Genomic DNA, 23,657 nt, shown 5'->3' on the forward strand with positions numbered 1-23,657 from the left:
CTTTTTAATCCGCATTGTCCGCGGCTTCTCCGACCCGCCCTACCACGGGAATGGCATGGGTCCCCTGAGCCACGTGAACGGTTTTCCACTCGGTATAGAAGTCAAAGCTGAAGTGTCCGCCCTCCCGGCCAATCCCGCTCCACTTGCTGCCACCAAACGGCGTTCTCAAATCCCGAACGTTTTGGGAGTTAATCCAGACCATTCCGGACTCGACTTGCTCCGCCACCCGTGTCGCACGGGCTTGATCGCGGGTCCAGACATAGGCGGCCAACCCGTACCGGACCTGATTGGCGATTGCGATGGCCTCCTGCTCGTCCCGAAAAGGGATTACCACCAATACCGGGCCAAATATCTCTTCCCGCGCGACCCGCATGTCCGCTGTGACCTGGGTCAGGAGGGTCGCTTGGAGATAATTGCCCGCGTCCAGATGGCCGGGACGCGCCCCGCCCACCTCCACGGCAAAGCCTTCCTTGGGGGCCAAATCCAGATAACTTTGCACGCGGTTCCAATGGTCCGGATGGATCAGCGGTCCCAATTCCGTGGCGGTGTCAAAGGGGTCCCCCACCGCCACGGCCGAAACCCGACGTGTCAGAGCGCCGGTAAATTCGGCCGCTATCACCTGATCGACCAACACCCGCGATCCGGCCGTGCAGCGCTCGCCGTTCAAGGTAAACATGCCAAACATCACGGCATTGAGCGCCCGCTCCATATCCGCATCGGAGAACACCATCACCGGCGACTTGCCGCCGAGTTCCATCGAGAACCGTTTCAATTGCTGGGACCCGTTCCGCATAATCTCCTGTCCCGTCAGCGTCTCGCCCGTAAAGGAGATTAGAGGCACCTGCGGGTGACTCACCAAAGCCGCCCCGGCCTCCTCTCCCAATCCGTGCACCACATTGAACACCCCTGGGGGCAGATCCGCTTCTTGGGACAACTCAGCCAGCTTCCAGGCCGTTAACGGGGCCCATTCCGCCGGTTTGAGCACAACGGTATTGCCCGCGGCCAACGCAGGCGCTATTTTCCATGTTTCCAGCATCAAGGGGGTGTTCCACGGGGTAATGAGGCCAGCCACCCCAATGGGCTGGCGGATAGCGTAGTTGAAGAAATGGGGAGGATTGGGGTAGGTCTCGCCCGTCATACGGGTGGCCATTTCCGCGAAAAACCGGAAATTGTCCGCGGCGCGGTCCACCTGGCTCAAGGTTTGGCGAAGGGGAATGCCGGTGTCCAGCGTCTCCAACTGGGCCAGCTCCTGTTTGTGCCGAACCACCTCCTCGGCCCAGCGCTGAAGCAGGCGCGCCCGCTCGCGGGGCGGCAGCGGCCGCCAATGGCGGTGGTAGGCTTCCACCGCTTGGTTCACCGCCCGATCAATTTCGCTTGGTCCGCCGCGGGCGACCCGGGCGAGGGGCTGGTTGTCGTGGGGGTCCAGGTCGGCAAAGGAAGTCCCCTCGCCGGCTGGGTCGAAGGTCCCGCCAATATAGTGAGGCACCCATTGGGGCACCAGATGTTTCGCTTCCTGCCGTCTCATTGCCCCCCTCCTTCCGCCACCACCGGATTGTGCAAAGCCCCCAACCCCTCGATCTCCGACACAATCACATCGCCGGGCTCTACCGGCGAAATGCCCTCGGGGGTTCCCGTCAGAATCACGTCGCCGGGTTCCAAGGTCATGAACGAGGCCAGATAGGCAATGATTTCCGGAATGGACATCATGAGCTGGCGCGTGTTGCCGGTCTGCCGCACCGTGCCATTGACACGGGTAACAATCTCCAGATTGTCCGGATTGTCAATCATTTCCCGACTGACGATCGCCGGGCCCAGTGGACAGAAGGTGTCAAATCCTTTGGCCCGCACCGGGGGACGAAAGGTGTTGCGGATGAAGTCGCGGCAGGTAAAGTCGTTGGCAATGGTGTAGCCGCGCACATAGTCCAACGCCTCATTGGCCTTGATCCGCCGGCAACGGCGGCCCATCACCACCGCCACTTCGGTCTCATAGTGGCAGTAGCTGGCGCCCGTTGGATACACAATCGCCTGGCGGTGTCCAATCAGGGCTGAGGGGGGCTTAAAGAATAAGGCTGGCTCAGGAGGTTCCTCAAGTCCCAATTCGGCCGCGTGATTGCGATAGTTCAAGGCAAGGCCGATGATTTTCGAGGGATTGACCGGCGGCAGCCATTTGACCTGACTGTCCGCAAACACGGGCCCGCTTTGGGTGACAATTTGTCCTTCCACCCATTGCCCTTCCCACTCCTGACCGTCAACCAAAAACCGAACCCAGCGCATCATCCCAACCTCCCGGGTTGTAAGAGTCCATAGCTCTGCAGCACCTCGTGAATCTTGGCCTGGTGCTCATCAGAGGGCACCACTAGAGGCAGCCTTAAATGAGGTCGAATCTGCCCGGTCATTGCCATGGCTGCTTTTAAGGGACCCGGGTTGGTTTCAATAAAGAGCACGTCATTCAAGGGGAAGAGCCGGTAATGCAGCTCCCGCGCTTCTTCCCAGCGGCCCTTGGCGGTAAGATTGTACAGGTCGGCGACCGCTTTGGGCAGAAGGTTGGCGGTGGCGCTGATGTGTCCTGCGCCGCCCACAGCCAGCATGGGAAAACACAGGGACTCAATGCCCGAGTACACTAAAAAGTCCCGTCCCAACAGGGAAAGGACTCGGGTGACCTGCTCAAAGTCCCGGTTGGACTCCTTAATTCCGATGACATTGTCGGCGTGTTGACGAATGCGCTTCAAGGTTTGAGGTTCGATGTTGGTCGCGGTGCGTCCAGGAATGTTGTAGACAACCACGGGCAAATTCACGGTTCGCGCCACGGTGGTGAAGTACTGGAACAAACCTTGCTGGCTGGGCCGATTGTAATAGGGGACGATGACCAGTACCGCATCGGCTCCCAGCTTCTCCGCCTCTTTGGTAAGGTACACCGTTTCATCAATGTTGGTGCTTCCGGTCGCGGGAACCACCGGGACGCGCCCTGCCGCCGTGCGGATGGCAGTTTCCATTACCGCCCGGCGCTCGGCCAACGACAGCGAGCTGGGCTCACCGGTGGTGCCAGTCACCGAAATCGCATGGCTTCCCTCCGCAATCTGCCAGTCAATCAGTCGTGCCAGCGTGTCGTGATCCACTTGATTGTCGTCCGTAAAAGGGGTCACCATGGGAACGATGGAACCCCGAAGGCGCTCCTGAATGGTCACGGTTGGGCCTCCTTCCTATCTCCTACCTGCCTCCTCAACACCACCAGCAGCTGCTGATGGCTCTCCTCCACCAGTTGTCCCAGCACCTTGGGCGGTGCCTTTTCCTTGAGAGACTGCACGAGTTGGTAATAGTAGTGCAGCGCCTGAATGGCCATATCCGGTGCCTGAACGTACAAGGCCAATCGCAAGGGCTCCAGCCGCGTCCAGCCGCGGTTGGCCAACTCGGCCAAGTAGCGGTTCGGCGACCGCTGATGGAAAATGTCGTGAAACTGCCCTTCGAGCACTACGAAGTCCTCAAGCCGGCGGCCGTCCAGGGCTGTCTGCATCCCGTTGGCCAAGGTGCTGAGGCGGCCAATCTCTTCCGTCGCCGCCAGGGGGCCGCAAATCTCCCAAATCCAACCTTCCAGCTTCGCCAAGACCTCCTGCATGTCATGAAAATGGCGGCCATCCAGCCCGGCCACCTCGGCGCCTACATTGGGTTGATAACGGACTAAACCTTCCGCCTCCAATCGGCGGATGGCCTCCCGCACGGGCATGGTGCTCACCCCCAGGTCCCGAGCCAAGCTGTCAATTACTAGACGAAAGCCAGGACTGTAGTGCCCGCCCATAATTCGATGCTGAAGAATTTGATACACTTGCTCAGTCTTCGACATAGGCGCCTCGCTATTTTTTTCCATCTGACTTGATTTTATATCAGATACGATATAATATTCAATCCATTGTGTTTTATGTTGGTATTCTGTGTCCTTCGCGCGTGTTGTGAAGCGACGGCGGTTTGCTATCATAGGAATACGAACGGAGGGAATGGCGTGGAGGCAACAGATATCATTGTCATTGGTGGAGGTCCGGTGGGATTGTTTGCAGCCACCATGGCTAAGCTGCATGGCATGAGCTGCACGGTCATTGAAAGCTTGCCGGAATTAGGCGGTCAGTTGTATGCTCTCTACCCCGAGAAGCCCATCTATGATGTCGCGGGATTCTATGGCATTACGGGCAAGGATCTGGCACTGCGGCTGATTGAACAGGCGGATCATTTCTCGCCTCATTTTGTGCTGGGCGAGTCGGTGCAATCGATTGCCGCAGAGGAGCAGCCGGACGGTCCCCTCGTCTATCAGGTGACGACCGGCAACAACACGTTTTGGGCTCGGGCCATTCTGGTCACGGTCGGAATTGGGGCGTTCATTCCCCGCAAGCTGCCTGCCCAAGGAGCCGATCGCTTTGAAGACCATGGCGTCTATTACCTTATGCCTCCTTTAGACCATTTTCGGGGACGTCGGGTGCTGGTCGTCGGCGGCGGCGACACGGCGCTGGATTGGACCCTGGCTATTGCCCCGAGGGCGCAGCATGTGACCTTGATTCATCGCCGTACGCAATTTCGCGGTCAAGAGGAAAGCATCCGCTTAATCTATGAGTCGCCCGTCATCAGCGTGAAAACGCCGTATGAGCTGGTTTCCGTCGAAGGACAGGACGCAATCGAGGCGGTCACGGTGAAAGAGTCGCAAAGCGGCGCAGAAGAGCGTTGGGAAATGGACGATGTCGTGGGCGGCCTTGGTTTTCTCCCCTCGCTGGGTCCCGTGAAAACCTGGGGCTTGGATCTGGACGGCAACACCATTCGCGTCGACCCGTCGTCCATGGCCACCAACTTCCCAGGCGTCTATGCCGCCGGCGATGTGGCCCAATATCCAGGCAAAGTGAAGCTCATCGCCACCGGCTTTGGCGAGATTGGCATCGCCATCAACCACATCCGAACGTATTTGGATCCGTCCAAGCGCGGCCATCTGCCCCATAGCACCAACCTCAAAAACATTCCCAAGGTTTAGTGCCATAACGCCGCCGCAGTCAGTCCCACCACGACGACAAGAAACAGGGCGTCGCGCCAACCGGATGGCGACGCCCGATAGTAACTGCGGGCGTCAGACGCCTCGGTGACGCGGCCGACAAATCCCCGGGCTTCCATAGCGATGGCCACCCGTTCGGAGAGGCGCACGGCATCGCTGAGAAGCGGCAGAGCATAGGTAACAACACGGATGAATGAGAAGCGCGCATCCTTCCCGCGAACGCGCCGGGCCAGCCTAAGCTTCTGCCACTCTTCGCGGAATTGGGGAAAGAAGCTCAGCCCCGCCAGCGTTCCATAGGAAAACTTAGGCGGCACCCGAAACTGCCGCGACAGACTCTTGACCAAGTCGACCAAGTCGACCGTGGAGACAAACAGAATGCCAAAAGCCACCGCCGCCAGCATGCGCGTTCCCAAAACCAGCCCTTTCATGAAGCCCGGAAACGAGAGGCGGTACCACAGCACGTGGACCACCGAGGTGTTAGGCCCCACGGCCGCATAGGCGGTCATCATCCAGACATAGATGGCGAAAAAGATCGCGAATGGCAAGATTCGGCGAGCCGTCCCAACGACACCGAGACCGGAGAAGAAAAGCATCAACGCCACCGGCAAGACGGCGAGCGGAATGGCTTGGCGGAGGGTTCCCGCCGAAGCCCCGAGACCCACGGCAATAAAGACCGCAACCAACTTCCAGGCAGGATTGAGACGGCCCAAGAGGCTGGATCGGGTGCGCCCAGTCCAAGCTGCGAATACCGCCGGCCGCTCCGGATGGACCGCCTCAGGCTGAGATTCCTGTCCCGGGGCGAGCCGCGCGGCTCGCAGCACGTCCAGGTTTTGCATCAGCGCCTGTGGCGCCCCGTCAAAAATGACGCGGCCCGCAGAAATAGCGACCACGCGCGTCGCATAACGGCGGACGAGATCCATGTCGTGGGTAGAAATAACCACCGCCGCCCCGTGAACCCGGCGCTCCTCCAACCGCTCCATGATAATCCGGCGGGTGCGGGCATCCTGGCCAAAGGTGGGTTCGTCCAAACAATACAGGCGGCGCGGCCGCTGCACCATGACCGCCACCGACAATCGGCGCTTCTGCCCTTGGCTCAGACTGTAGGGACTTTCGTGCTCATGGCCCGACAGGTGAAATTCGTCCAATAACGTTTGGACATCGGCGGGTACCGATCCCTCCACGTAGCGATTCGCCAACTCGTCGACTACCCGCTCAAAGATAAATTGGTGTTCCGGGTTCTGAAATCCGAAACCCGTCTGCGCCGACGGCGGGCGGCGAACGATCCCCGATTGGGGCTTCATCAATCCCGCCATGACCTTCAAGACGGTTGACTTGCCCGCCCCATTGGGTCCAACCAGCGCCACCAATTCACCCGGCTGCACCGTCAACGACAAATCCTCCAGCACCCACGGCGCGCGGCGGTGATACCGTGCGGCCACCCCCACCAGTTCAATCGCCGAGGTTCCGTTGGAAACGGCCGCAGAGGACACCGGCTGCTTGACCGCATCCGCTTCAATGAGGCCTTGGTCAATAAACCAGGCCCGTTCCTCGGCCATGACGGCCGCTGTCGGTCCCACCCGGTGGATGGTTCCATCGCGATTAAACAGCAACATGGTGGGAATCCGCTCTACAAGTTCTCCAAACTTGTGCTCAATGACCACCACGGTGGTTCCCTCATCGATTAACCGCTCGATTTGGTCAAAAACTGCCGCCGTGGCTGCGGGATCGAGATTCGCCGTCGGCTCATCCAAAATGAGCATTTCCGGATGCAGTGCCAACGCGGCCGCCAATGCCAGCTTCTGCTTATTGCCTCCGGAGAGCGTATGATGTTCCATTTCTCGATCGGCGTCGAGTCCCGCATCGTTCAGTGCCGCTTGGATGCGGGCATCCATCAGCACCGGGTCCACTCCCATGTTTTCCAATCCGAAGGCGATTTCCTCGCCCACCCGAATCTGGCAAAATTGCGACTCTGGGTCTTGAAACACGTATCCGATGGCACCCGGCCGCGCCAAGGACGGGTGTCGCCACACCCGTCCCTCCACGTGTGCTTCCACGGTCCCCGGGATGAGTCCCGCAGCCAACAAGGCCCAGGTGGATTTGCCACAGCCGCTTGGTCCCACAACCAACAGCGCCTGCCCACGCTTCACGTCCCCGTGAATCCCCTTAAGTACTTGGCGATCGCCAAAGGACACCGACACGTCTTCGAACGCCAAAAGCTCTGTGTCGGTCCCGGCTCCCGTCGCCTTTTCCGGTGGCAACAGCATCAGGATGCCCGGCGCTCCGGCTCACGGCTGATGGGAAAGTTTTGCAGCACACCAGTCCGCTTGAGTCCCCGTCCCACAACATAAGACAACAATCCGGCCAGCACGGCGCCGCTCACCATGGTCACCACCAGGTAGCCCACTTGGACGCCGGGCGTGTATTGATTCACACCATAATAGAAGTAGGAGTAGATGTAGTTCCCAATGCCGCCGAGCGCTGTCGCCAGCAACAGCCAGCTCAGGTTCCAGCGTCGGTACCCCCCCAAGAGAAACCCCAATTCAATGCCCAGCCCTTGCGCTATCCCGATGGTAAAGGCTTGAATGCCATACGGGCTTCCCAGTGCAAATTCCATGAAGCCGCCGATGGCTTCAGCCAGCAGCGCAGCGCCCGGACGGCGAATAATGAAGGGGACGATGCCTCCGGCAATCCACCACAATCCGTTAAAACCGGCGGCAGCGACGGGATTGGCAATCGGCACTGCCTTAAACAAGAAGTCCCAACCTAGATAAATGGCGCCGCAAATGGCAGAAAATACGGCAGTCAAGACAATATCGCGCGTTTTCCACTGCATAATGACCGGCCTCCTTAACAGAAAAACCCATCCCCTGGCCGGCCAGCACAAGAGAATGGGGTGTCGAATTCGGCACTTTCTCCCGCTGGCATTATCCAGGTCGAGTTCTAAGGGTTAACGACTTTGCGTTTCTCAGCCCCAAGGGCACCCCTAGCGCCACAGATGGTAGTCAAGCCTCTAAATTTCTACAATCCCGATTATAGTACCACCGCTTTCGCGATCGGTAAACCTTAGCTCCGCATCGCCTCCGGAAAGAAGTGCATCTGCATGCTGGCGAGCAACTTGAAGGCCTCGGCCTTTCCCGGGCGGTTGGCATCAATCTGTTCATGGTAGAGCTGCTCCGCTTCGGCGCCGAAGTATGCCGACAGCATGGGCCACAGTGGTGTGTCAAACTGGGAGCGATGGGCCTGTAAGGCCGCTAATTTGCTCTCCCAAGTCTCGGTAACATCGACAAACACATTGGGCCATGCCGACCCGTAAAAGGCAATTTGCGGCACCTCATAGGGGTCCCCCTGCCCTTTCAACACCACCCCGTTCTTGGCATAAATCAACGCCGCTGCGACAGCCCGCCCCGTCTTGACGTGATCCGGGTGACTCTCGTACGGCGCCCACGGGTCGACTGTCATCACCAGCGCCGGGCGAAACTGGCGCAATATGGGCACCAACGTCAGCATCAGATCCCGTTCACTCCAACTGCCCCCATCTTCAAACCCGAGATTGTAGCTGCCCTCCACGCCAAGAATGGCCGAAGCCTGTTGGCGTTCCGCCATGCGAATCCGAACCATATCCTCGGCCGTGACGCTGGGATCCTCCGATCCGGCCCGTCCATCCGTGGCTGTGAAATAGACGACATGACAGCCTCGTTCCGTCAGCTTTTTGATGGTGCCGCCCGCTCCCACTTCGTTATCGTCAGGATGCGGTTCGACTACCAGCGCCGACGGCACATCCAGCATATCCGGCAAGTTGAGCAGCGCGCGAATTTGTTCCGATGTCATTCTTCTTGAACCTCCCTCATATTCGCCTCGTCTACCGCCAGGCGGACACCACAAGCCACGCCCAGCCGCTCAAGAATGCAAGCCCCCCCAACGGGGTCAAAACCCCAATGGCGCGCGGCATCCGCTGCCAAACCAGCAGATAGAGACTCCCGGAAAAGAGCAAAATCCCGACGAAAAAGAGCCACCCGGCCGTCGCAGCACTGGCCAGCCGCTCGGCCAAAAGGGCCGCCACCAGCATACCCACGGCATGCACGAGATGGTACTGCACCCCGGTCTGAAACGACTTCAACCGCTCAGCGGGAACCCGACTCGCTAGCGCATGGGCGCCAAAGGCTCCCAGCCCGACGGCCAAAAACGCCATCAGCGCGCCAATCGCCTCTAGCCCTCTCATCGACTTAGCGCTCCCTGCCACGCCTCCCGTACCAGCCGTTCGGGGTCAGAATGCTGGGGACGCCAAGCCAAGAGCCTCTGGGCCTTGGCGATGGAGGCCACCAGCACAGGAGGATCGCCCGCCCGACGTCCCACCACGCGGGGCTCGGGCATGTCTTCAACCACGGCACGAAACGCCTGCACCATCTCCCCAACCGACATCCCGCGGCCGGAACCCAGATTGATGACGGTCGGCTCGCCCCCTTCCGCCAAGTACTCCAAGGCGGCCAAATGAGCCGACACCAAATCCACAATGTGAATGTAGTCGCGCACCGCCGTGCCATCCCGGGTGGGATAGTCGTCGCCATAAATCACCGGCGGCTCCCCCGTCGCTAGAAAACGGGCCACACGGGGGAGTAAATGCGTTTCGGGATCGTGATTTTCCCGCACCACCCCATCCGTACCGGCGGCATTGAAATACCGAAGTGCCACGTAGGGAAGGCCATAAGCCGCATGATAGGCGGCTAATATTTCCTCGAATTGCTTCTTGGTGACCCCATAGGGGCTCTCGGGCCGAAGCGGAGCTTCCTCCCCTATCGGGGCTTTTTCCGGCGTACCATACACGGCTGCCGAGGAAGAAAAAATGATGGGCACCGAGCCCAAAAAATCTCGCAGATGATTCAGCATACCTAAACCCGCCACGATGTTGTCGTCGAAATAGCGGGCCGGTTCCATCACCGACTCGCCGACTTGAATCAATCCCGCGCAGTGAAAAATGGCGCGAACGTCCTGGCCCTGGAACTGGCGCCATACTTCCGGGTCGCGGATATCCCCCTGAATCACGGGAATGCCTTGCACTTGCGGCCTGATGGCCCGTCGGTCGATGATGACCGGCCGCCCCCCGCGCGCGCTAATCTCACGGGCAATGGACTGACCGATATAACCCAGCCCGCCGGTTACGACACTTATCCCGCGATGCACGTCCCTCACCTCTCTGCTACCTTAGCAGAAGGCGTGCGGCCACACAATTCAATCTCACACGCCCCAATTGCTCAAAAAGTGCAACAGAAAGGGCGAGGCATAGCTTTCCAGTGCGGTTCCCACCAGCGTGACCGCGGCCATCACCACCACCAGTCCGGTAAAGAAGGCAAAACCTCGTGCTAATTCTACGCCCTCTTGCCGTCTTTTCGGGGAAATTAAATCCCACGAGAAGCCCAAGGCCACCGATGCCGCAATCACCAATGCGGGAAGAACAAAGATATTGGTCAAACCGATGGTAGCCAGTCCCACCCCCGCTCCTTGCCACTGCATCGCGGTCACTAAAAATGCGGAGGCAAAGCCCAGCACGAAGCCACGGAAAAACACAATCACCATCACCAGGGGCATACCAGCGACCGAAACGCCCAACAAATAGAGTAGACCGAGCACCTTCAGATTGTCGGCCAGAGCTTGGCGAAAAATGTGATGATAGGTGGGCGCTTGAGCCTCTAGGTTGAGGAAGCGGCGAAGGTATCCGAGGAGTGACAACTTGTCGGCCATGGACAACGTGCCCACCGCCAACACTCCGAACAGTATCCCCACTAAAAGAGTGGCGAGCGCGATGTAGAGCTGGGGCGTATAGCGTCCGAAGTGCTGCTGGATGCGGTTTCCGGGCGCAGTAATCATGACGCACCTCCTCTAGGGGAGGATATGCGTTATCCGGACAAACTAGACCGGGAAAGCCACCAGAGGCATCCTAGCCACAGAATGCCGTTCTCCACCGAGCCATCGGAAAGCCCTTGACGAACGCGATTCAAGTCCCATAGCGCCACCGAAATTTCTTCGTCGGGGTCGCCGTGCGCCTCCCCCGGTGTCAACCCGCTGGCATAAAAGAGGTGGATACGCTCCGTACTATACCCGGGGCTTGGAAAATACGCACACACCGGCTGCCAATGCTGAGCCGTCCATCCCGTCTCCTCAGCGAGCTCCCGCTGAGCGGCGGCCAAGGGCTCCTCCCCGGCATCCACCAGTCCCGCTGGCAATTCCCAGAGCGTTTTGCCGACCGCCCAGCGAAACTGCCGGACCACCACCAACTCGCCCTGGGGTGTTTCCGCCACTATCGCCACAGCCTCCGGCCGCTCCACCACTTCCCGGGTGGTGGGACCCGACTTCGCCAGCACCGGATCCACGCGAACACTAAGCACCCGTCCTTCAAAGACGCGAGTCGAATCGCCACGGGGCGTTTCCATGTTTAGGCCTCCTCATCCAAGCATAGACTAGCGAAGACAAGGCTAGGATATGCGCAATGAGGAGGCAAATCAATGCGGCCACCATACGGTTTCGTGAAGATGGGAAGAGCGGCCGAACTCCGGGAATGGATGAAGAGTTGGCCACTCGCTTTAACGCTCAAAGATTATCTGAGGTTTGTCCGTCACGGGGGGCAATCCATCTAAGCGACTGCTTATAGACCAGCATCAGCCCCTGTTCGGTCTCCACCTGCAAAGCGTAGGTATCATAGGCTCTGAGCAGTCCCTCCAGCGCGCTGCCATCCGAAAACACGAAACGCAGCAGCACCTCGGCATCGACCCACTGCTGATAGAGGGGTTCTTGCGCGAGTGAATGCCTTTCGCTGAACACTCCGGACGGTTTCTTCGTCCCGGTTGGCTTCGCGCCCGGGATTCGGACCGGCGCTGAGGTATCGCGTGGCGGAATATCGACACGTCGACTCATTACTCCATCCCCCCTTCACGGAGCACGTTGCCGACCCGCCGATTGACCGCGTCCAGGACGGCCCGCACAGTGGCCCCCTGATTGTCCGAATGGGCCTCCGCGGTCCCAATCAGGAGCACATGGCGGCGTCGACGATCGTACTGGGCGAGCGCCACCAGCATCACCGGCCGGTTGGCTAGCGTAACCGTCCGCATTTCGCTGAGCACGATGGGCCCGTCGAGCCCGGGAAGGCGATTAACCGCGTCGACGGCCGCCAGCGCCACCACTTCCGAAAATTGACTGGGCAAACACCGCCCGCGCCACTCGCCGGTCACTTGCTGCGCTTCGTCCTCACCCCAATAGAAGGTCACCCGAGTATAAGCCTCTTGCTTTAAGGCATCGGCTTCCAGATGATATTCGCGAATGCGCAGGCGAGGAGGCCCCACAACCTCCCGGCCCGGTGACGCTTCGTCGGTGGTAATCTGGGCCACGGAAATCCGCTTATGGTCGACCCGCAAGTTCCATTCCGCCAGCAGTGCGCTTTCGACGTCACGAACAATTTGCTTAGGCGTGCGCTCTAAGCTTGTCAAGACATGAATCTCTTCAACGGCTCCCCAATCGTTGACCGACACCGCACACTTCAGCACCGTCGGCAACTGACAGATGAGATGCTCCATGTCCTCGACGCTGACCTGATTCATTTCGTCCAATCCATTCGCTCCAGTCCCTAATACACCAAGAGGATACCGAAGTACTTCGGCACCCTCCCGTGCTTTTCCTTTTTCGACCCCGTGCGAACTAGCGGCGCCGACGCCGACCGTGGGGAACATAGGTAGTCTGAACCCGCCCCAACGTGTGGATGCGCGTCTCCGCCAGACGATCGGCCGCATCTTGGCTGGGGATTTTCTCCTCTTGGGCCCGATCCAAAATCTCTCCCACCTGCCGACCAATTTGCCGGACTCGCGCATAGGCGCGATCAGCGTGATATCCGCCGGGTTGAAACTCATCAGCCACATTGACCACGCCGCCGCCGTTAATGACGTAGTCGGGAACATATACGATGTTCCGGCGCATCAACTCCAGCCCGTGACGAGGTTCCTTGAGTTGATTGTTGGCCGACCCGGCCACAATGCGGACTTTCAACTGGGGAATAGTGTCATCATTCAAAATAGCGCCTAACGCGCAGGGAGCAAAAATGTCGGCCTCCACGCCGTAAATCTCCTCGGGTTCGACCCAGGCGGCGCCCAGGCTCTCGGCCTTGGCCCGGGTTTCCTCCGGATGTATGTCGGTTACCGTCAACTGGGCGCCTTCGTCACGGAGCATCCCGGCCAGCAACATGCCCACATGCCCCAACCCTTGCAAGGCTACCCGCTTTCCTTGAAGGCTTGTGGATCCGTAAACCATTTGGCAGGCCGCCTTCATCCCTTCCAGTACCCCAAGCGCCGTGGCTGGCGAGGGGTCCCCGCTGGTCTCTTTGAGGCCGCCCACGAAACGCGTTTCCCGCGCCACAACGGCCATGTCGTCTGCGCTGATGCCGACATCTTCTGCCGTAATGTAGCGCCCGCCCAAGCTCTCAATGAGCCGGCCGAAGGCACGCAAAAGAGCCTCGTTCTTGTCGGTTCGGGAGTCAGCCCAGATCACTGATTTTCCGCCGCCCAAATCTAAGCCCATCGCAGCATTTTTATAAGTCATTCCCCGAGAAAGCCGGAGAACGTCGGTAATGGCGTCATCCTCTTTTTGATACGGCCACATGCGGCAGCCACCGAGTGCAGGACCCAAGGTGGTGTCGTGGATGCCCACAATCGCCTTGAGACCGGTGGTCTTGTCGTACCAAAATACCAATTCCTCGTGCCCGTATTTCTCCATCTCGTCAAATATGTTCATGAACCGTCCCGCCCCTACAGGCGGAGTCACTCCCTTTCTCTCGAGATAGAACCCAAAAATCCCTCACACATCATGGCACAACCATCCGTGATCGTAAACCGCTGGATAGTATATGCGCGAATCCGGTCTACACTCCCCGACACAAAGAAAACCGCCCCGAAGGGCGGTAGGCTGCTGGCTAGCTGGCTTTCATCTGCATCCTGAGCTTGTCGGCTACCATGGCGATAAACTCAGAGTTGGTCGGCTTGCCGCGATCCCGGTTAACCGTGTGGCCGAAAATCCCGTTAATGACGTCGACATTGCCCCGTGACCAAGCGACCTCGATTGCATGGCGAATCGCGCGCTCCACCCGACTCGGCGTGGTCTTGTACTTTGCCGCGATGGAGGGATAGAGCTCTTTGGTCACTCCACTTAACAAATCGACACGGTTGATGACCATCAAGATCGCCTCGCGAAGATAGAGATAGCCCTTGATGTGGGCCGGAATACCGATTTCATGAATCATGTTGGTGACTTCGACATCTAAATGCTTCACCGGCACCAACGCCAGTTTGCCGGTGGGCAACGATGGCTTTCGTTCCGCTTGCGGCGCCCCCGCCAGTTGCTTGATGCGGGACGCTAGCACCTTCAAGTTGAAGGGCTTCAAAATATAATAATCCGCGCCCAGTTCAAGAGCTTTCTGGGTCATGGTCTCCTGCCCGAATGCTGTCAACACCACAACCTTAGGGCGTTTGTCCCAGTCCATTTGGTTCATCCGCTCCAGTACGCCGATACCGTCGAGATGGGGCATGATGATATCCAGAACAATAACGTCGGGTGTTTGACGGCTGAGAAAGTCGAGCACCTCCATGCCGTGATTGGCGGCCCCCATGACCTCCAATCCCTCTTCCTGCCGCACGGCCTCCTTCAACAGCTCACAAAATTCGCGGTTGTCGTCAGCAATCAAGACCTTAATCGCCAATGTTGTAGCCCCCTGCCGTAAATATTTGGCATTTCGCTTGTCGTTACATTCTTCTCCGATTCTTCTTGATTTCCTGCCGCAAGCGCAATCCCCTTGCCAGCAATTTCTTGTCGGTATACGACACGCTTCGACAATTTCATCCCACGCGCAAAATGACCCAAGCGGCCCTAAGCCCGCGGCTTCCACCACGTTCGCCCGTTTTGCCCAATCGTGTCTGTTTCGGCGGAATAGAAGAATTTGACGAACGATTTCGCTTTAAGAGAGCAAAAACCCTTCTGCTGTCGAAAAGAAAGGGCCGCGAATGCGGCCCCCCTATGACGGATGCTGATACGCAGATTGTCGCTCCATCCAATACGCGTAGCAACCGAAGCCCAAGGCTGGCCGGCTAATGAGGACATGGGTCACAGCCCCCACCACCCGACCATTCTGGATGATGGGGCTTCCACTCATCCCCTGGACCACACCCCCGGTTTTATGCAATAACCCGGGATCGGTAACACGAAACAGAAGCCCTTTGGTATCGGGCTGGGATTGCGCAGCCGTCTTCAAAATCTCAATATGATAGCGCTCAGGAATTTGCCCGCGCAAAACCGTGATGATGGTCGCGGGGCCCGGATGCACCTGGTCGGGCAGCGCCAGCGGCAGAGCACGGTGGGGTCCCCAAAGCGGCTGGTGGTCAAGCCGCCCGACGATGCCCAGGGTTCCGTTGGCATCCACGCTTCCGGAAACGTTGGCCGGTCCCGCCAACACCCCGACCTTCTGCCCCGGATGGTTATCCGCAGCCGGAACCACGCCGACAATATCGGCTCCCATCGCCCTTCCCGCCTGAACGCCCACCGGCCGCCGGGTCAATCCATCGGTCATGCTGTGCCCGAGCGCCGTAAACGCCAGGGTTTTGGGATTATAAAAGGTCAATGTCCCCACCCCGCTGGTGCGGTCTTGCAGGGTGACCCCAATCTGCCAGTGATGCAGGCGCTCCGACCATACCGGCATCACCGTCCGTACCCGTTCGCTACGCGCTCCCGCCACCCGCAGTCGTACCGGCTGATGGCGGATGCCATCTTGGTTGACCCGCTGCTCCAAGAACGCCACACTCTTGGCGGGTTGCGCGTCCACCGAGGCGATGACATCGCCCCGCTCCAGACCCGCCTCCTGCGCTGGGTCAACGACACGGCCCTGGGTTCGGACCGGGGAAAATCCATTCACGATGAGTCCTCGGGTATGCACCAGCACTCCCACCGATTCCCCGCCCGGCACAACGTAGGCGGGCTTGGGCACGTCGACGGGAACTCCACGCCACGGAAGCCATCCAAACAAGCGAAAATGCAGCAGATAGTGGCCCGAACTGGGCGTTTCAACGTCAATTTGTGAGGCGTTGGCGACCATTACCGGCCGACTGTTGCCACTGGCCACCGCCACCGGAACAAAGCGGCTCCAGGAAACCCGAACGCCCTGTCCTTGGGGGATTTCCAGATGAGCCGGAAAATTAAACAGGGCCCGCGCAGGCGCGCTGGTCCCCAGCGCCACAACGCCGCTGGCCAACACAATCCCCAAGGCTCGGGAAATTCGTCCTCGCTTCATATGGTCACCTCCTCGTCTCGGTATTAACCTGTCCGAAAGAGGATGGGCGGAACCGAGGGAGGTGATGTCAAGCGAGGAAGAACTCTTTTTAAAAATGGCCTAAACGGCGGCAATTGACGCAGTGTTTTGCCTCGGCACGAAAAATTTACAGCGAAAATACCTGCTCCGCCAATTGGTCGGCCGCCCGTGGACGAGCCCACAAGCGCTGGCTGTCAATCATTTGTTGCCGCGCCGGCGACCCTTCTTCAATCAGCTCCGTGACTACCTTCTTTAGGTTATTGTCGCCACGAACGGCCAAATCATGCATAACCAACCGGTCTCGATTTGCTTCTTCCTGGCCGGCAATCCAGTGGGTCAACACCCACGGCACCTGCGATTGGCACACTTCAGCGGCTGTCACGCCCCCTGGCTTTCCCACCACCAGTCGAGCTTGCTTTAAAAGCGACGGCATATGTTCAATATATCCAACAATGTGCACCCGTTCCGGCCAGCGATGTTCGTCGAGCGCCCAACGCAGTTTTTCGTTGTGGCCGCAAATGGCCAACACTGGATGGGGCAATTCCGCCAGGGAGCGCAAAATACGCACATAGGGTCCCATGCCCAATCCCCCGCCGAGGAGAACAATGGGCCCGTGACGCAGCTGCTCTAACAACGGACTGGGAAAACTGAATGACGACCGAATCGGAATGCCCGTCTGCCACACCTTGTTTGTTGGGTAGCCCCATCGGGCCAGATCCTGAACCTGCTCGGGCATCCATACGGCATAGCCATCGGCCGTCGGTTCATACCAAAATTGATGCACTGACAAATCGGTCAGCACCCCGACAAGCTTAAGATTGGGATGGCTTTCTTTAATGGCTGACCAGGCTGACAGGGCAAAAGGATGGGTGGCCACCACCACATCCGGCCGATAGGCATCGTACACGGGCCCTAACACCTCGCGGCCCGCCTGACGCCAGCTCCGGCGATGGTTTTGCCACAACTGCCGCTGGCGGTCGCCTAAGCGAAACAATGTTCCATAAACCCCGGGAAGAAAGCGAATGCCAAAGAAGTAAAGACGCGTGGCCATACGGACCTTGACCACCAGGTGATGGGAGAACTCAACCTCCGCCCCCCGCGCGGCAAACGATTCCGCCAACGCTCGCGCCGCGATATCATGCCCCGTGCCAATCGGTAAACTGGCTATGACGACCCGCAAGTTGCGACCACCTCATCCCTGCCCGTCCTTGAGCAAACTTTCAGCATGGCGCAGGGCGGCCGTCCCTGCTGAACCACTTAACATGCGAGCAATTTCTCGTTGGCGCTCTTCGCCTTGCAATTCCTGAACACGAGACTCGGTACCCTCTTCGGTGACAATTTTTTGCACTCCTAGATGGTGCACGGCCCGGGACGCAACAACCGGCTGGTGCGTCACGGCCACCACCTGGGCCTGAGTCCCCAATTCCGCCAACAGCGCGCCGACTCGTTCTGCCGAGGTACCCCCGAGCCCCTGGTCCACTTCATCAAAAATGTACACAAGACTCCTATCCCCGGCACTGCCGACCACGGCCAAGGCTAGGGCCACGCGCGCCAATTCGCCGCCCGAGGCTACCCGGCCCAGCGGCTTTAAGGCTTGTCCGTCATTGGCGGAAAACCAAATTTCCACATGGTCCTTCCCTCGTCGGGAGATCTGTTGGATTCGATGTCGGAACTCGACCACGCCACGCGGCATCTCCATTTCCCGAATCAACCCCGTCACTCTTTCGGTGGCTGCACTGAGCCCCGCCTGACGCGCCGCACTTAAAGCCTGAGCTCGGTCGTCCAACACCTGCCGCGCCTGCCGCTGCCGTTTTTCCGCCTGGCTTATCTCCCAATCCAGGTTATCGAGTCGGGCAATTTCTTCGGACAACGCCTCCTGATAGGCGAGGACATCCTCAAGCTCCGGTCCCCAGCGCCGTTTCATGCGACTCAAGGCATCAGCCCGTGATTCCAACGCTTCCAAACGGGCGGGGTCCAGATCCAACGTATCCATCCAGCGCGCCACATCCAGGCGCACCTCGGACAACGAGCGCTCCACACTCAGCATGGCCTCACCCATGGGTCCCAAATCCTCATCGTAGCTGACCAAGAAATCCGCCAAACGACGGGCCTCGGCGATTTGGGCTAAAAGGCCCTCTTGTCCGATCGTACCGTCGAGCAGCGAATACAGCGCCTGCCCGGACTCCATCAGTTTTCGCCCCGCCCGCAACCGACTGAGTTCGCGCTGCAGCATCTCATCCTCACGCGGCTGAATGTTCAGCGCCTCCAATTCCGCCAACAGTGCGCGCTTGTCCTCAATCTGCCCAAGATCGGCCGCGCTCGCCCTAAGCGCATCCAAGGCTTGCTCCGCATCCCGCCAGGCGTCAAAGGCCTGCTCAAAGGCCTGCCGCAGATTCTCCACCTGCCCAAAGCGGTCCACCCAATCCAGCACCACTAACGGATCCTGTGCCTTTAACACCTGGTGCTGACCGACATAGTTCAGCACCTGATCGCCGAGCGCCCGCACGGTCGCAGCGGGAACCAACTGTCCCTGGACCCGGTAGAGCGAACGGCCCTCCCGGTCGGTCACCCGTTCGATCACCATCAGACTATCGGGTGCCACTCCCAACGCTTCGAACGGCACCCAACGGGCATCCTGCGGCGACAGTTCCAAGGCGGCGCGAAGCCGCACCCGATCTGCCCAGGGGCCGATGCGATCGGAACTCAGCCTGGCACCGAACAGGGTCGCGAGACTTTCTAGCACCAGCGACTTCCCGGCGCCCGATTCTCCGCTCAGCACGTTGAGTCCCGACCCCAGAGCCACCACCGTCTTTCGAATGAGCGCAAAATTTTCGATTGTGAGCTCTATGAGCATGGTGCGCCCCCTTTCTCCTAATGGCCCTTTCGCCATCCACGCAACACATGGAAGAAGCTCCAGCCGGGCCGCCGAATCAAACTGATGCTCAAGGGGCTTGCTACCACGACCACTTCGTCACCGTCTTCTAACGGATGGACCTCTTGACCGTCAATCGTCACCAGCGTGTCGCGGTGGATACTGCGAATGCGAATCCGCACCTCCTGCTCGCGGCTCAGCACAATGGACCGGTCGAAAAAGGAATGTGGGCAAATCGGCGTCACCACCGTCACGTCCAGGTCGGGGGTTAAGATGGGTCCGCCGGCCGACAGGGAATAGGCTGTCGAGCCCGTGGGCGTCGCGATGATAATCCCATCAGCCGGATAGGTGGTCACGTAGGCCGCGTCGACAAAGGTCTCCAAATTAATTAACCGCGCGAACGGCCCTTTGGCTACCACCACATCGTTCATCGCCTCAAACTCCGCCAGTATCTGCTGATCGCGAATAACCCGAGCGGTTAGCAGCCGACGCTCGTCCAGCGCAAACTGCCCATGCAGCACCGCATCTAATGAGGCATAGAGTTCCGGTACCTCGACTTCCGTGAGAAAGCCCAGATGACCGAGATTCACCCCGAGAATCGGTGTGTTCAACGAAGCTAACTGTTTCGCCGCCCTCAGCAAGGTGCCGTCGCCCCCCAGCACCACCGTGGCCGTCAAATCCATTTGACTAATCTCTTCCCAGTACTTGCCGGATTCCGGCATTCCCACCGCGTCCGCGAGCTCATCGGGCATGACCAATTGCACATCATGCTGGTCCATCCATTGCCGCATGCGCAATACCAGTCCACGAACCTGATCCTTTTCGGGATTCGGCCACACCAACATGTTAGGCATGGCTCTCCTCCGCCTTCCACGCCTCGTCAACCACGCGCTCAATATTCAGCGTGGTCTCCGTGTGCCCCCGCGCCACTAAATACAGCAAAAATTCGATGTTCCCCTCGGGTCCCCGAATGGGGGAAGCGGTCAACCCCTGAACCGCGTACGCTAAAGACCGGGCCTGGTCCACCACCCGCTCCAGCACTTCCTCATGAACCTTTGGCTGCCGCACCACGCCGCCCCTCCCCAGCTTCGCCGGTCCCGCCTCAAATTGCGGTTTGACCAACGCAACCACCGTGGCGCCATCCTTTATCAAGGGGGCGAGCGGCTCCAGCAAAAGGCGCAGGCCAATGAACGACGCGTCGACCGACGCGCCGTCCAGCGGAATCTCCCGGCCCAACCCAGAAAGCGTCAAATAACGGGCGTTGGTGCGCTCGAGTACGACAACCCGCGGGTCCTGGCGAAGCTTCCAATCCAACTGGCCGTATCCCACGTCCACCGCCCACACCCGTGCGGCGCCATGTTGAAGCCAGCAGTCGGTAAATCCCCCCGTTGACGCGCCGACGTCAACCACATCCCACCCCGTAGGGTCGATGCCGAACTGGTCTAGCGCGTGATTCAGCTTCACGCCACCGCGGCTCACAAATGGGAGCGCCGCCGTCACCGCGACCTGGTCGTCGGGTTCAACCAGGCGTCCGCTCTTCCGCTCTGTCCGTCCGTTAACTTCCACTTTGCCCGCCATAATCAACGCCTGGGCCCGATTGCGAGACTCCACGGCGCCCATTTCGACCAAGCGCACGTCTAGGCGCTGCTTCACGGCTGAACCTCTGAAGACAATCGCTCCAGCCACTCCACCGCCTTTCGGGATAATGCTTCCGCCGACAGTCCGTAGAGATCGAGGTAGTAGTCGGTGGGTCCATGATCAATAAACACGTCGGGCAACCCCTCGATGCGAAGCGGCACCGACAATCCCTGGGCGATCACCCACTCGGCTACCGCTGCCCCAAATCCGCCCGCCACCGCGTGCTCCTCGACAGTCATCAGCGCACGGCTTTCCTGTACGGCTTGCTTCAGCGCCTCCCCATCCAAGGGCTTGACAAAGCGCGCATTGAGCACACCGGCCTCAATTCCCTGGTCCGCCAAGAGTTCGGCCGCCTCCATGGCTTTGTACACCATGGGGCCCAGTGCAATAAAGGTGACGTCTCGCCCGTGGCGGAGCCACTCCGCCCGGCCCCACTCCAACGTCCCGAATGGTTCATCGAGGCTGAGGCCCCGGCCAGCGCCACGCGGATAGCGCACCGCCACCGGGCCCGGACGATCCAGCGCCGCGGCTACCAACTGGCGAAGCTCCGACTCATCCTTCCCCATGGCAATCTCCAAATTGGGCACGGTGCGTAGAAATGCCATATCATACACCCCTTGGTGGGTCGCGCCGTCGCCCCCCACCAAACCAGCCCGGTCGACCCCGAACAACACCGGCAGATTCTGGTGGCAGATGTCATGAATCACCTGATCGTAGGCCCGCTGCAAAAACGTCGAGTAGACCGCGAACACCGGCCGCATACCCGCCATTGCCAACCCCGCCGCGAAGGTCGCCGCATGCTGCTCCGCAATGCCGACGTCAAAAAACCGGTCCGGGTATTGGGACTGGAAATAATCCAGTTTCGTCCCGTCAGGCATGGCGGCGGTGATGGCCACGATGTCAGGCCGATCTTTTGCAAGCTCGACCAATGTGCGGCTGAACACCAGACTATAGGAAGGCGGCTCGGCCTTCTTAATCATTTCCCCCGAGGTCCGCTCGAACGGCCCGGGCCCATGAAACTGAACCGGCCGCTCTTCGGCGGGCTTATAGCCCTTCCCTTTTTGGGTAATGACATGCACCACGACGGGGCCATCCGCATCACGGGCCGTACGCAACACCGGAATCAACCCATCTAGATCATGCCCATCGATGGGCCCGTAATATTTAAAGCCGAGCGCCTCAAACACGTTGTCCGGCAAAATCGCTGCATGCGCCAGCTCCTTGAGCCGCTCGGCGGTCCACCGGAGCCGTGATCCAAAAAGCGGCAGAGACTCCAAGGCTTGGTCCAGATCCTGCTTCAGGCGCATGTAGCTCGGCGCCGTGCGCAACTCCGTCAAATATCGCGAAAAGGCCCCGACATTGGGGGCGATTGACATGGAGTTGTCATTCACCAGCACAGTCATGGGCGTACCCAGATGGCCTAGTTGATTGAGCGCCTCCCAAGCCATTCCGGCGGTCAAGGCCCCATCCCCAATCAATGCGGCCACGCGATAGTCCGCACCCGTGAACTGCCGCGCCACGGCCAGCCCTACTGCTCCCGACAACGAGGTGCCGGCATGTCCGGCCTCCCAGACATCATAGGGGCTCTCATGCCGCTTTAAGAACCCTGACAGACCGCCCAATTGGCGAATGCTGGGGAATTCCGCGCGACGGCCGGTAATAATCTTATGAGCATAGGCTTGATGGCCAATATCAAAAATGACCTTGTCTTCGGGCGTGTTGTACACATAATGAAGGGCCAAAACTAATTCGACAGCGCCCAAACTTGCACCTACATGGCCACCTTGACGTGCGGTGGTGTCCAGAATGTCCTGACGTATCTCCTGCGCCAGTTGACGCAACTGGCTTACGGTAAACCGGCGAAAGTCCCCGGGAGCATGAATTCCATCAAGCAACTTGGCCATGAGGCCCTCCTTCCTACCACGATCGGTCCCGAGCAAAAGCCAATAAAGCGGCCAAATGCTCTCCACGCTCAGGATCGACTAACGCCAGGGCCGCCCGACAATGCTCATCGACCAGCTGCCGTACCGCCTCGAGTCCCATTAAACGAGGATAGGTCGCCTTGCCGCGATTGGCGTCGGTCCCGGTGGCTTTTCCCAAGGTCTGGGCATCGCCAATTACATTCAACATATCATCGACCATTTGAAAAGCCAACCCGAAGTGCTCCCCGAAGGCGCTCAGCAACTCTTCTGCCTCCCGGTCGCCGGCTAAAATGGCGGGAAGGGACAAGGCCGCCGAGAACAAGGCGCCGGTCTTGAGGCGATGGATTCGCTCGAGTTGTTGAACATCGACGGTCTGATATTCGGCGGCCAAATCGAGAACCTGTCCCCGCACCAGCCCTTCCCGCCCGGCGGCCAAGGCCAAGCGGCGCGAGGCCCGGATGACCCGCTCGGGAGCAAATCCCGGAGATAGGGCGGCCATTTTAAAAAACGCCTCGGTCAGCAGGGCATCGCCAGCCAAAATTGCCTGGGCCTCTCCGAAGGCGATGTGTGCGGTGGGTTTCCCACGCCGGAGCTCATCGTCATCCATCGCCGGCAAATCATCATGGATCAAAGAGTAGGTATGAAGATACTCCACCGCCAACACAGCCGGCCGGAGCGCCTCCCAGTCCACGGATACATACTCCGCTGCTGCCAACATCAATTGAGGACGCAAACGCTTGCCGCCAGCGGTAAGCGCATAAGCCATCACTTCCTCCACCGAACCGGGAAGCGCCTCCATGGCCGCAATGTCATCCCGAATCCATCCGTCAACCACCGTTCGCGAGTCGCTCAACCACTGTTCCGCTACCATCC

Annotated in this window: 23 protein-coding genes and 1 riboswitch; of the genes, 1 reads left to right on the forward strand and 22 read right to left on the reverse strand. The window is 59.4% G+C overall.

Annotation, left to right across the window (positions count from 1 at the left end; all coding sequences use genetic code 11):
• Positions 1-4: 4 nt before the first annotated feature.
• Genes hpaE through HIJ39_RS01985 form a run of 4 tightly spaced genes read right to left on the reverse strand, consistent with a single transcriptional unit; the run spans position 5 to position 3,838 of the window.
• Entirely contained in the window at positions 5-1,525 is a 1,521-nt protein-coding gene (gene hpaE, locus HIJ39_RS01970; RefSeq protein ID WP_169096154.1) for a 5-carboxymethyl-2-hydroxymuconate semialdehyde dehydrogenase, read from the reverse strand.
• Complete coding sequence (locus HIJ39_RS01975; RefSeq protein ID WP_243239277.1) at positions 1,522-2,277, reverse strand: fumarylacetoacetate hydrolase family protein; 756 nt, start codon at positions 2,275-2,277, stop codon at positions 1,522-1,524. The genes hpaE and HIJ39_RS01975 overlap by 4 nt, the downstream gene beginning before the upstream one ends.
• Entirely contained in the window at positions 2,274-3,185 is a 912-nt protein-coding gene (dapA, locus tag HIJ39_RS01980; protein WP_338055052.1) for a 4-hydroxy-tetrahydrodipicolinate synthase, read from the reverse strand. Before dapA ends, HIJ39_RS01975 begins: the two co-directional genes overlap by 4 nt.
• Positions 3,182-3,838, reverse strand: a complete 657-nt coding sequence (locus HIJ39_RS01985) for a GntR family transcriptional regulator (RefSeq protein ID WP_169096156.1) — start codon at positions 3,836-3,838, stop codon at positions 3,182-3,184. The genes dapA and HIJ39_RS01985 overlap by 4 nt, the downstream gene beginning before the upstream one ends.
• 156 nt (positions 3,839-3,994) lie before the next feature.
• Here HIJ39_RS01985 and HIJ39_RS01990 point away from each other — a divergent pair, with 156 nt between their 5' ends.
• Positions 3,995-5,005 carry an FAD-dependent oxidoreductase gene (locus tag HIJ39_RS01990; protein ID WP_169096158.1) on the forward strand — a complete coding sequence of 337 codons (1,011 nt, stop codon included), beginning with the start codon at positions 3,995-3,997 and terminating at the stop codon, positions 5,003-5,005.
• On the opposite strand, the gene HIJ39_RS01995 is transcribed toward HIJ39_RS01990, so the two are convergent.
• The 18 genes from HIJ39_RS01995 to HIJ39_RS02080 form a co-directional block, all read right to left on the reverse strand.
• On the reverse strand, positions 5,002-7,287 hold the full coding sequence (locus HIJ39_RS01995) for an ATP-binding cassette domain-containing protein (RefSeq protein WP_207711423.1): 2,286 nt from the start codon (positions 7,285-7,287) through the stop codon (positions 5,002-5,004). The two genes, HIJ39_RS01990 and HIJ39_RS01995, sit on opposite strands and share 4 nt — an antisense overlap.
• Complete coding sequence (locus HIJ39_RS02000; RefSeq protein ID WP_169096159.1) at positions 7,287-7,856, reverse strand: ECF transporter S component; 570 nt, start codon at positions 7,854-7,856, stop codon at positions 7,287-7,289. The genes HIJ39_RS01995 and HIJ39_RS02000 overlap by 1 nt, the downstream gene beginning before the upstream one ends.
• A gap of 60 nt (positions 7,857-7,916) precedes the next feature.
• Positions 7,917-8,018, reverse strand: a riboswitch (TPP riboswitch).
• Between the two features lie 68 nt (positions 8,019-8,086).
• Entirely contained in the window at positions 8,087-8,851 is a 765-nt protein-coding gene (locus HIJ39_RS02005) for a PIG-L deacetylase family protein (protein WP_169096161.1), read from the reverse strand.
• A gap of 31 nt (positions 8,852-8,882) precedes the next feature.
• Complete coding sequence (locus HIJ39_RS02010) at positions 8,883-9,242, reverse strand: DUF423 domain-containing protein (protein ID WP_169096163.1); 360 nt, start codon at positions 9,240-9,242, stop codon at positions 8,883-8,885.
• A complete protein-coding gene (galE, locus tag HIJ39_RS02015) occupies positions 9,239-10,201 on the reverse strand; it encodes a UDP-glucose 4-epimerase GalE (RefSeq protein WP_169096165.1) in 963 nt (320 codons plus the stop codon). The genes HIJ39_RS02010 and galE overlap by 4 nt, the downstream gene beginning before the upstream one ends.
• A 54-nt stretch (positions 10,202-10,255) precedes the next feature.
• Entirely contained in the window at positions 10,256-10,885 is a 630-nt protein-coding gene (gene spoIIM / locus HIJ39_RS02020) for a stage II sporulation protein M (protein WP_169096167.1), read from the reverse strand.
• A 29-nt stretch (positions 10,886-10,914) separates the two neighbouring features.
• Positions 10,915-11,448 (reverse strand): NUDIX hydrolase, encoded by a 534-nt coding sequence (locus HIJ39_RS02025; RefSeq protein ID WP_169096169.1) that lies wholly within the window; start codon positions 11,446-11,448, stop codon positions 10,915-10,917.
• Positions 11,449-11,605: 157 nt separating this feature from the next.
• Positions 11,606-11,929, reverse strand: coding sequence for an LSm family protein (locus tag HIJ39_RS02030; protein WP_169096171.1), 324 nt, complete (start codon positions 11,927-11,929; stop codon positions 11,606-11,608).
• A complete protein-coding gene (locus HIJ39_RS02035; protein WP_169096278.1) occupies positions 11,929-12,609 on the reverse strand; it encodes a hypothetical protein in 681 nt (226 codons plus the stop codon). The genes HIJ39_RS02030 and HIJ39_RS02035 overlap by 1 nt, the downstream gene beginning before the upstream one ends.
• 97 nt (positions 12,610-12,706) lie before the next feature.
• Entirely contained in the window at positions 12,707-13,792 is a 1,086-nt protein-coding gene (locus HIJ39_RS02040; RefSeq protein ID WP_169096174.1) for a Glu/Leu/Phe/Val dehydrogenase, read from the reverse strand.
• A 178-nt stretch (positions 13,793-13,970) separates the two neighbouring features.
• Complete coding sequence (gene spo0A, locus HIJ39_RS02045) at positions 13,971-14,753, reverse strand: sporulation transcription factor Spo0A (RefSeq protein ID WP_169096176.1); 783 nt, start codon at positions 14,751-14,753, stop codon at positions 13,971-13,973.
• A 312-nt stretch (positions 14,754-15,065) separates the two neighbouring features.
• Complete coding sequence (spoIVB, locus tag HIJ39_RS02050; RefSeq protein ID WP_169096178.1) at positions 15,066-16,334, reverse strand: SpoIVB peptidase; 1,269 nt, start codon at positions 16,332-16,334, stop codon at positions 15,066-15,068.
• Positions 16,335-16,479: 145 nt separating this feature from the next.
• Positions 16,480-17,532 carry an MGDG synthase family glycosyltransferase gene (locus HIJ39_RS02055; protein WP_169096180.1) on the reverse strand — a complete coding sequence of 351 codons (1,053 nt, stop codon included), beginning with the start codon at positions 17,530-17,532 and terminating at the stop codon, positions 16,480-16,482.
• A gap of 12 nt (positions 17,533-17,544) precedes the next feature.
• Positions 17,545-19,206, reverse strand: a complete 1,662-nt coding sequence (locus tag HIJ39_RS02060) for a DNA repair protein RecN (protein WP_169096182.1) — start codon at positions 19,204-19,206, stop codon at positions 17,545-17,547.
• A 17-nt stretch (positions 19,207-19,223) separates the two neighbouring features.
• Positions 19,224-20,078, reverse strand: coding sequence for an NAD(+)/NADH kinase (locus HIJ39_RS02065; RefSeq protein ID WP_169096184.1), 855 nt, complete (start codon positions 20,076-20,078; stop codon positions 19,224-19,226).
• Entirely contained in the window at positions 20,071-20,877 is an 807-nt protein-coding gene (locus HIJ39_RS02070) for a TlyA family RNA methyltransferase (protein WP_338055053.1), read from the reverse strand. The genes HIJ39_RS02065 and HIJ39_RS02070 overlap by 8 nt, the downstream gene beginning before the upstream one ends.
• Positions 20,874-22,766, reverse strand: coding sequence for a 1-deoxy-D-xylulose-5-phosphate synthase (gene dxs / locus HIJ39_RS02075; protein ID WP_169096186.1), 1,893 nt, complete (start codon positions 22,764-22,766; stop codon positions 20,874-20,876). Before dxs ends, HIJ39_RS02070 begins: the two co-directional genes overlap by 4 nt.
• Before the next feature lie 13 nt (positions 22,767-22,779).
• Entirely contained in the window at positions 22,780-23,655 is an 876-nt protein-coding gene (locus HIJ39_RS02080; RefSeq protein ID WP_169096188.1) for a polyprenyl synthetase family protein, read from the reverse strand.
• Positions 23,656-23,657: the final 2 nt, after the last annotated feature.

The sequence above is a fragment of the Sulfobacillus harzensis genome (genome assembly GCF_012933365.1).
Taxonomy (GTDB): Bacteria; Bacillota; Sulfobacillia; order Sulfobacillales; family Sulfobacillaceae; genus Sulfobacillus_B; species Sulfobacillus_B harzensis.

What these genes read in the sequence shown, in the direction of transcription:
- spoIVB (WP_169096178.1), bottom strand. Translation starts at nt 16,334, where the DNA reads ATGAAGCGAGGACGAATTTCCCGAGCCTTGGGGATTGTGTTGGCCAGC.
- HIJ39_RS02030 (WP_169096171.1), bottom strand. Translation starts at nt 11,929, where the DNA reads ATGAGTCGACGTGTCGATATTCCGCCACGCGATACCTCAGCGCCGGTC.
- HIJ39_RS01975 (WP_243239277.1), bottom strand. Translation starts at nt 2,277, where the DNA reads ATGATGCGCTGGGTTCGGTTTTTGGTTGACGGTCAGGAGTGGGAAGGG.
- dxs (WP_169096186.1), bottom strand. Translation starts at nt 22,766, where the DNA reads ATGGCCAAGTTGCTTGATGGAATTCATGCTCCCGGGGACTTTCGCCGG.
- HIJ39_RS02060 (WP_169096182.1), bottom strand. Translation starts at nt 19,206, where the DNA reads ATGCTCATAGAGCTCACAATCGAAAATTTTGCGCTCATTCGAAAGACG.
- HIJ39_RS02040 (WP_169096174.1), bottom strand. Translation starts at nt 13,792, where the DNA reads ATGAACATATTTGACGAGATGGAGAAATACGGGCACGAGGAATTGGTA.
- HIJ39_RS02025 (WP_169096169.1), bottom strand. Translation starts at nt 11,448, where the DNA reads ATGGAAACGCCCCGTGGCGATTCGACTCGCGTCTTTGAAGGACGGGTG.
- HIJ39_RS02010 (WP_169096163.1), bottom strand. Translation starts at nt 9,242, where the DNA reads ATGAGAGGGCTAGAGGCGATTGGCGCGCTGATGGCGTTTTTGGCCGTC.
- HIJ39_RS01995 (WP_207711423.1), bottom strand. Translation starts at nt 7,287, where the DNA reads ATGCTGTTGCCACCGGAAAAGGCGACGGGAGCCGGGACCGACACAGAG.
- HIJ39_RS02005 (WP_169096161.1), bottom strand. Translation starts at nt 8,851, where the DNA reads ATGACATCGGAACAAATTCGCGCGCTGCTCAACTTGCCGGATATGCTG.
- HIJ39_RS01985 (WP_169096156.1), bottom strand. Translation starts at nt 3,838, where the DNA reads ATGTCGAAGACTGAGCAAGTGTATCAAATTCTTCAGCATCGAATTATG.
- HIJ39_RS02065 (WP_169096184.1), bottom strand. Translation starts at nt 20,078, where the DNA reads ATGCCTAACATGTTGGTGTGGCCGAATCCCGAAAAGGATCAGGTTCGT.
- spoIIM (WP_169096167.1), bottom strand. Translation starts at nt 10,885, where the DNA reads ATGATTACTGCGCCCGGAAACCGCATCCAGCAGCACTTCGGACGCTAT.
- HIJ39_RS02080 (WP_169096188.1), bottom strand. Translation starts at nt 23,655, where the DNA reads ATGGTAGCGGAACAGTGGTTGAGCGACTCGCGAACGGTGGTTGACGGA.
- HIJ39_RS02035 (WP_169096278.1), bottom strand. Translation starts at nt 12,609, where the DNA reads ATGAATCAGGTCAGCGTCGAGGACATGGAGCATCTCATCTGTCAGTTG.
- hpaE (WP_169096154.1), bottom strand. Translation starts at nt 1,525, where the DNA reads ATGAGACGGCAGGAAGCGAAACATCTGGTGCCCCAATGGGTGCCTCAC.
- HIJ39_RS02000 (WP_169096159.1), bottom strand. Translation starts at nt 7,856, where the DNA reads ATGCAGTGGAAAACGCGCGATATTGTCTTGACTGCCGTATTTTCTGCC.